The sequence below is a fragment of the Corallococcus sp. AB045 genome, assembly GCF_003668895.1.
Lineage (GTDB): Bacteria > Myxococcota > Myxococcia > Myxococcales > Myxococcaceae > Corallococcus > Corallococcus coralloides.
Genome location: NZ_RAWN01000056.1, coordinates 45,161 through 51,160 on the forward strand (window position 1 = coordinate 45,161; position 6,000 = coordinate 51,160).

The 6,000-nt window shown below is 69.6% G+C and carries 1 protein-coding gene (running past one end of the window); it reads right to left on the minus strand.

The window, feature by feature from the left end; genetic code table 11:
- Window positions 1-6,000 carry part of the coding region annotated (locus tag D7Y21_RS15910; protein WP_147469296.1) for a non-ribosomal peptide synthase/polyketide synthase on the minus strand (this coding region is incomplete at its 5' end). The annotated region extends 22,250 nt beyond the left edge of the window, so 6,000 of the 28,250 annotated nt are shown.

Here is a 6,000-nt window from a genome sequence, read left to right on the forward strand (position 1 = left end):
GCATGTCCACCGTGGCGCCACGGTGCGACTGCACGGGCGGACGCGGACGGTCCGTGGGCAGGTCCAGCGCGGCGGGCGCTCCGGAGAGCTTCTCCTTCCAGTATGCGAGCTGGGTCTCCAGCGTTTCGCCCTGGAGCCAGGACCGCTGCCAGACGGCGAAGTCCGCGTACTGCACGGGCAGTGGCGCGAGGGTGGGCAGGTGATCCGTGTGGAACGCCGCGTACAGCGCGGTGAGCTCACGGACGAGGACGCTCATGGACCAGCCGTCGGAGACGATGTGGTGCATCGTCACCAGCAGCAGGTGCTCCACGTCACCCAGGCGCACCAGGGACGTGCGGAGGAGCGGGCCGGCTTCCAGGTCGAAGGGACGACGGGCCTCCACGTTCGCGAGGCGCCGCGCTTCTTCTTCCCGCTGCGCTTCCGGCAGCGAGGACACGTCGAGCAGGGGCAGCGTCCACGTCGCGGGCGCATGGATGCACTGCGCGGGCTGGCCCTGGTGTTGGACGAGCGTGGTGCGCAGCGTCTCGTGGCGGGCGACGAGGGCCTCGAAGGCACGGCGCAGGGACTCGACGTCGACCTGGCCCTTCAGGCGGAGGGCCGCGGGGATGTTGTACGCGGCGCTGCCCGGCTGGAGCTGATCCAACAGCCACAGCCGCTGCTGCGCGAAGGACAGGGGCGGCGGGCCCTCATGGGTGGCGACGGGGAACGGCGGGAGCCGGGACCCAGCGGAGGCGGTGCGCAAACGCTCGGCGAAGGCGGCGACGGTGGGGGCCTCGAAGAGGGCACGAAGCGGCAGCTCCGCACCGAAGGCCGCGCGGATGCGGGAGACGAGCTGGGTGGCCAGCAGTGAGTGGCCACCGAGAGAGAAGAAGTCGTCGTGGATGCCCACGCGCTCCACGCGCAGGACCTGGGCGAAGACGTCCGCGAGCTTCTCCTCGGTGGCGTCGCGAGGAGCGACGAAGTCCGCGAGGGGCGAGGCATCCGGGACGGGCAGTGCCTTCCTGTCCACCTTGCCGTTGGGGCTGAGGGGAAGGGCCTCCATGGGGACGAAGGCGGCGGGCACCATGTACTCAGGCAGCCGCTCCTTGAGGAACGTGCGCACCGCCGAGGTGTCCAACTGCTGGCCCTGGGCGGGCACGACGTAGGCGACGAGCCGCTTGTCACCGGGAGCGTCCTCACGGGCGAGGACGACAGCTTCGTGCACGGTGGCGTGAGCGAGGAGGGAGGCCTCGATTTCACCCAGCTCGATGCGGAAGCCACGCACCTTCACCTGGAAGTCGAGGCGCTGGAGGTAGTCCAGCTGCCCGTCGGCCCGCCAGCGCACGACGTCGCCGGTGCGGTAGAGGCGGGCGCCCGGCGTGGAGGAGAAGGGGTGGGGGATGAAGCGCTCGGCACTCAGGGCCGGCTGGCCCAGGTAGCCCCAGGCAAGGCCTTCACTGGCGAGGAAGAGCTCACCGGGGACGCCCACGGGCACCGGCTGCAAGTGGGCGTCGAGGACGTAGGTGCGGGTGTTGGCGATGGGGCGGCCGATGGGAGGCCGCGTACCGTCGTCGCGCATGACGGGGGTGAAGGTGGCGACGACGGTGCTCTCAGTGGGGCCGTAGTGGTTGAAGAGTGCGGCGGGCACTGAAGGCGGCGGCCCGTGGTGCAAGGCATCTCCGCCCGTCAGCAGGGCGCGGAGGGCCATGGGACGGGGCCACTCCTCGCGCAGCACGGCTTCGGCCAGGGGCGTCGGCATGAAGCAGGTGGTGATGGCTTCGCGGGCCAGCCACTGAAGCAGCTGGGAGGGCTCCGCGCGCACGGCGTCGGGAGGGACGACGAGGCTGGCGCCGGAGGCGAGGGAGGGCCACACCTCCCAGGTGGAAGCGTCGAAGGCGACGCCGGCGGTGAGTGCGGTGGAGTCCTGGGGAGACAGTGAATAGGTGCGCTGGTGCCAGGAGACGAGGTTCATCAACGCGCGGTGGTGGACGGCGACGCCCTTGGGACGGCCGGTGCTGCCGGAGGTGTAGATGACGTAGGCCAGGTCCTCCGGGCCCACGGGAGCCACCGGCAGCGGCGCGGACTCCATGGTGGAGTCCGTCTCCAACGAGAGGACGCGCGCGGCGAGGGGCGGTAGCGAGTCACGCAGGTGCTGCTGGGTGAGGAGGACGGAAGCGCCGCAATCCTCCAGCATGAAAGCCAGACGCTCCGGCGGGACACCGGGAGAGATGGGGACGTAGGCGGCACCCACCTTGAGGGCGCCCAGTAAGCCCGCCACCAACTCCGGGGAACGCTCCGCGAGGACAGCGACGCGGCTGCCACGGGAGACACCCGCCGCATGCAGTTGGACGGCCAGCCCGTGAGCCCAGGCATCGAGGGCTGAGTAGGTGACGCTTCGCTCCCCCATGCGCACGGCGACGGCGTCAGGCGTGTGTCGGGCGTGCTCGGCAACGACGTGGTGGACGCAGGTGTCGCGAGGGAAGGAGACGTCCGTCTCATTCCATTCGACGAGCAGTTGCTGCTGCTCCGCAGCCGTCATGAGGGGCAGTGCGGAGACACGGGTATCCGGCTGGGAGGCGAGGGAGGAGAGGAGGACGCCGAAGTGGCCCATGAGGCGTTGGACGGTGGCGGCGTCGAAGAGGTCGGAGCTGTACTCAAGGAAGCCGGTGAGGCCCTGGGGCACCTCGAAGAGGGTGAGGGCCAAATCGAAGCGGGAGGAGTTGCCCTCCAGGGGAATGGGCTGGAAGGCCATGCCCGGCACGCGCAGCGCTTCCGCGGGTGCGTTCTGCAGGACGAGCATCACCTGGAAGAGAGGGCTGCGGCTCAAGTCGCGCGAGGGCTGGAGGACTTCCACCAGCTTCTCGAAGGGCACGTGCTGGTGCTCGTAGGCGGCGAGGGTGGTGGCCTTCACCTGGGAGAGCAGCTGGCGGAAGGAGTCCTCCGGGCGCACATGGGCGCGCAACACGAGCGTGTTGACGAAGAAGCCGATGAGGCCCTCGGCCTCGGCGTGAGTACGTCCGGCGATGGGAGAGCCGACGCTGACGTCGTCCTGGCCGGAGTAGCGCGAGAGGAGCAACTGGAATGCGGAGAGCAGCAGCATGAAGGGCGTAGCACCTTCACGCTGAGCGAGACTGCGCAGCGAGTCCGTCAACTCCGAGGGGAAGTGCACGGGCACCGTGGCACCGCGCCGGGACTGCACGGCGGGGCGAGGACGGTCCGTGGGCAGCTCCAGCGCGGCGGGGGCACCGGCCAACTGGCGCTTCCAGTAGCCGAGCTGCGACTCCAGAGTCTCGCCCTGGAGCCACTGGCGCTGCCAGAGGGCGAAGTCGGCGTACCGCACGGGCAGTGGTGGCAGCGAGGGAGCCCGGCCGCCACTGAAGGACTCATAGAGGCTCGCCAGTTCACGGATGAGGACGCCCATGGACCAACCGTCGGAGACGATGTGGTGCATCGTCGCGAGGAGGACGTGGGTGTCGGCCGAGAGCTTGAGGAGGGCCGTGCGCAGCAGCGGCCCACGGACGAGGTTGAAGGGCTGCCGGGCCTCACGGGTGGCAAGCCGCAACGTCTGCTCCTCTCGTGCGGACTCCTCCTGGGAAGAGAGGTCTTCGACCGGGAGCGACCATTCGGCCGGGGCATGGATGCGCTGGAAGGGCTGGCCCTCTTCCTCGAAGAAGGTGGTGCGCAGCGCTTCATGCCGCGCCACGAGCGCTTCGAAGGCACGGCGAAGGGCCTCCACGTCCAGGCGACCCAGGAGTCGCAGCGCGACGGGCAGATTGTAGGAGGCGTCGTCCGGGGTCAGCTGGTCGAGGAACCAGAGGCGCTGCTGCGCGAAGGAGAGCGGCAGGTGGCCTTCGGTGCGCGTGCGCGTCAGGGAGGGCAGACGCGTGCCGGTCGCGGCGCGCTGGAGGCGTTCAGCCAGGGCGGCAATGGTGGGGGCCTCGAAAAGGGCACGAAGCGGCAGCTCCACGTCGAGCGCCGCGCGCACGCGGGCCACCAACTGCGTGGCGAGAAGGGAGTGGCCCCCCAGCTCGAAGAAGTTGTCCGTGCGGCCCACGGTGGGCACACGAAGCACTTCGCTCCAGAGTGCCGCGAGCTTCTCCTCCAGTGGAGTCGCCGGGGCCTCGTAGGCGTGCGATGCCCGAAGCAGGCTCGCATCCGGAGCAGGGAGGGCCTTGCGGTCCACCTTGCCGTTGGACGTCAGAGGCAGTGCGTCCAGGGGGACGAAGGCGGCAGGCACCATGTACTCAGGCAGGAGTTGCTTGAGGTGCGCGCGAAGGGCCGTGATGTCGAGAGCTTCACCCACGACGTAGGCGACGAGGCGCTTGTCGCCCGGCGAATCCTCGCGGGCGAGCACGACGGCGTCCTTCACGGCAGGGGCGGCGCGCAGGGCGTTCTCGACTTCGCCCAGCTCGATGCGGAAGCCACGCACCTTCACCTGGGCGTCGATGCGGCCGACGAAGTCCAACTGGCCGTCGGCCCGCCAGCGCACCACGTCGCCCGTGCGATAGAGGCGAGCCCCCTCCTCACCGGAGAAGGCATCCGGCACGAAGCGCTCGGCGGTGAGTCCCGGCCGTCCCGCGTACCCACGCGCCACGCCTACGCCGCCAATGTGCAGCTCGCCGCGTACACCCACGGGGACGGGCTGCCCGTGCGCGTCCAACACATAGACACGCACGTTCGCCAGCGGCTTGCCGATGGACGGCACGTTCCCATCCGCCACCACCTCACCGAAGGTGGCGATGACGGTGGCTTCGGTGGGGCCGTAGGTGTTGAGCAATCGCCGTCCCGGAGCCCAACGCGCGACGACGTCCGCGGGCAGGGCTTCGCCGCCGGAAATGACGGTGCGCACCTTCGGCAGCCCCTCGGAGGACGTGGCCGCCAGGGCCGCCGGGGTAAGACTGACGACGCTCAACTCCTGCTCACGCAACAGCACGGGCAGCGGTGCGCCCGGCATCAGCTTCTCCAACGGTGCGAGCACCAGCGTGGCGCCGTTGCAGAGCGTGGTGAAAATCTCCTCCACGGAGAGGTCGAAGCTGAGGCTGGCGAACTGCAACACGCGGCTGCCAGGGCCGATGCCGTACGCCACCGCTTCATGGGTGACGAGGTTGGCGACACTGCGGTGCTCCACCGCCGTGCCCTTGGGCGTCCCCGTGCTGCCCGAGGTGTAGAGCAGGTACGCCATGTTGGCAGGCGTCACGCCCGTTACAGGCGCATCCGTCGGCTCAGCGGAGAGAGCGCCGCGCTCCGTATCCAGGCAGAGCGCGCGGGCATGCAACGCTTCGGGGAACCGGTCCACCAGAGGCTGCTGGGTGACGAGCACCTGGGCCGCGCTGTCCTCCAGCATGAAGGCCAGGCGCTCACGAGGCAGGAGCGGATCCACGGGCACCCAGGCGCCGCCGGCCTTCAGGATGCCAAGCAACCCGATGACGATATCGAGAGAGCGCTCGACGCTGAGAGCAACTCGAACTTCCGGCCCCACGCCGCGACGGCGCAGCGCATGCGCAAGCTGATTGGCGCGCGCGTCCAGCTGCGCGTACGTCAGCTGCGCTCCTTCGAAAATCGCGGCCACCGATTCCGGAGCGCGGCGCACCTGCGCTTCGAAGAGCGAGTGCATGCACGCTTCGGGGAACGGCGCATGCGTCGTATTCCACTCCACCAGCACCTGCTGGCGCTCCTGTCCCGCAAGCAACTGCAACGACGACACGCGGCGGTCCGGCTGCGCGACGGCCTCCTGGAGAAGCACCCGCAGGTGCTCGGCCATGCGTGCGGCGGTGGAGGCGGTGAAGATGTCAGTGGTGTACTCGAGGTAGCCCTTGAGGCCGGCGTCCGTCTCCAGCACCTGGAGGGTGAGGTCGAACTTGGCGGAGAAGGTGTCGAGCTCCAGGGCCTCCAGTTTGACGCCCTCGACGGAGGCGGAGCCGCGGAAGGAGGCCTGGTAGGTGAGCATCACCTGGAAGAAGGGCGTACGGCCCGGAATGCGCTCGGGCTTCAACTCCTCCACGAGGCGCTCGATGGGGAGCT